This is a genomic window from Streptosporangium sp. G11 (genome assembly GCF_051192615.1).
Taxonomy (GTDB): domain Bacteria; phylum Actinomycetota; class Actinomycetes; order Streptosporangiales; family Streptosporangiaceae; genus Streptosporangium.
Genome location: NZ_JBPJUQ010000278.1, coordinates 1 through 1,499, shown reverse-complemented (window position 1 = coordinate 1,499; position 1,499 = coordinate 1). Strand labels below are relative to the sequence as shown.

General features: G+C 67.0%; 1 protein-coding gene. It reads right to left on the bottom strand.

The window, feature by feature from the left end:
• Positions 1 to 26: 26 nt before the first annotated feature.
• The gene (locus tag ACSDR0_RS50525) at positions 27 to 1,250 is read right to left on the bottom strand and encodes an IS110 family transposase (RefSeq protein WP_435296120.1); all 1,224 of its coding nucleotides are present in this window, start codon (positions 1,248 to 1,250) and stop codon (positions 27 to 29) included.
• Positions 1,251 to 1,499: the final 249 nt, after the last annotated feature.

Below are 1,499 nucleotides of genomic sequence, written 5' to 3'. Positions count from 1 at the left end.
GCAAAGACATCCCAGGAGCTTAGGTGTCAAGCGGCGAGGGGTTGGGTGCGGTGTGACCAGGCGGTTGCTTCGTCGTAGAACGTGTTGGTCTTCAGGCATCCATGCAGGATGCCGACGAGGCGGTTGGCCACCTGGCGCAGGGCGGCGTGATGATAGACCTCTCGGGCGCGGAGCCGGTCGTAGTAGGCGCGGGCGCCCGGCGAGGCCTGCAGGGCGGCGAAGGCTTGGGAATCGAGGGCATCGATGAGCCGGTCGTTGTGCACGTAGCGGGCGAGCACGACCTTCTTCTTGCCCGAAGCTCGGGTGATCGGGCTGGTGCCGGCGTAGTTCTTGCGTGCTTTGGCGCTGGCGTAGCGGTCCTCGGCGTCGCCGAACTCTGCGAGCACCCGGGCTCCGAGGACCGATCCCAACCCCGGTTGCGATAAGACGATCTTCGCGGCTGGATGCCGGCCGAAATGGTCCTCTACATGCCCGTTCAGGGCCTTGATCTGCTCACCCAGCACGGTCAGGACCGCAACCGCCGCTCCGATGGTGACGGCGTAGGCAGCGGTCACGGCCGCGGGCTGGCCCAGGTGCTCGGTGCGCAGTGCGGCCTGGATCGCGGCGGCCTTATCGGCAACGCCCCGGCGGCGGGCTCGTTTGAGCGCGGCGGTGATCTGGCCGATGGTCAACTTGGCCGCCGAGGCGGGATCAGGGGCCTTGGCCAGCAACTCCAACGCATCGGCCGCGGCCAGGTCCTCGAACGCCTCCAATGCAGCGGGGAAGTAGTCGCGCAACGCGTGCCGCAGCCGCTGAGCGTGGCGGGTGCGTTCCCAGATCAATGTCTTATGCGCCCGGGTCACCACCTTGATCGCCTCGGCTTCGGCGCTGTCGCCGGCGACCGGACGCAGCTGGTGGAAGTCAGTGCGGACCATGTCGGCCAGCATGTGCGCATCGGCCGCGTCGCTCTTGGCGCCCGACACGCTCAGCCGTTCCCGATACCGTGCCGCCTGTAGCGGGTTGACCGCCAGCACCGTGTATCCGACGGCGACCAGCGCCCGCACCCACGGACCGCGGTCGGTCTCGATCCCGATCACCACCTCCGCTTCTTCGGCCGCTTCACCGAGCTGCCCAGCGATCATCGCGTGCAGCTTGGTCATCCCCACCACCCCCTCGGGCAAGCGGGCCTTGGCCAGCCTGCGCCCCGAGGCGTCCATCAACTCGACGTCGTGATGCTGCTCGGCCCAGTCATCTCCCACGAACAAGCGCATCGCTTCTCCCGTTTTCGACACCGATCGATACTCAACAGCCCGCGGGAGAACCGTCAGCGAACTAATCAAGCAGTGCTCACACCCCTTGCGGGTGGGCACGACATCCCAGCGGCGATCAACTCTCCCGGCCGACCAGCGGGGGCACGATCTTTGCCTAGGACTCAAGGTCCAGTAGCTGCGAGTGCTCACCCGCTGGCGGCTGTCAGGCCCGAGTCTGCCGGAGTGGCGGACTCGTTAAGAGTGATTAGT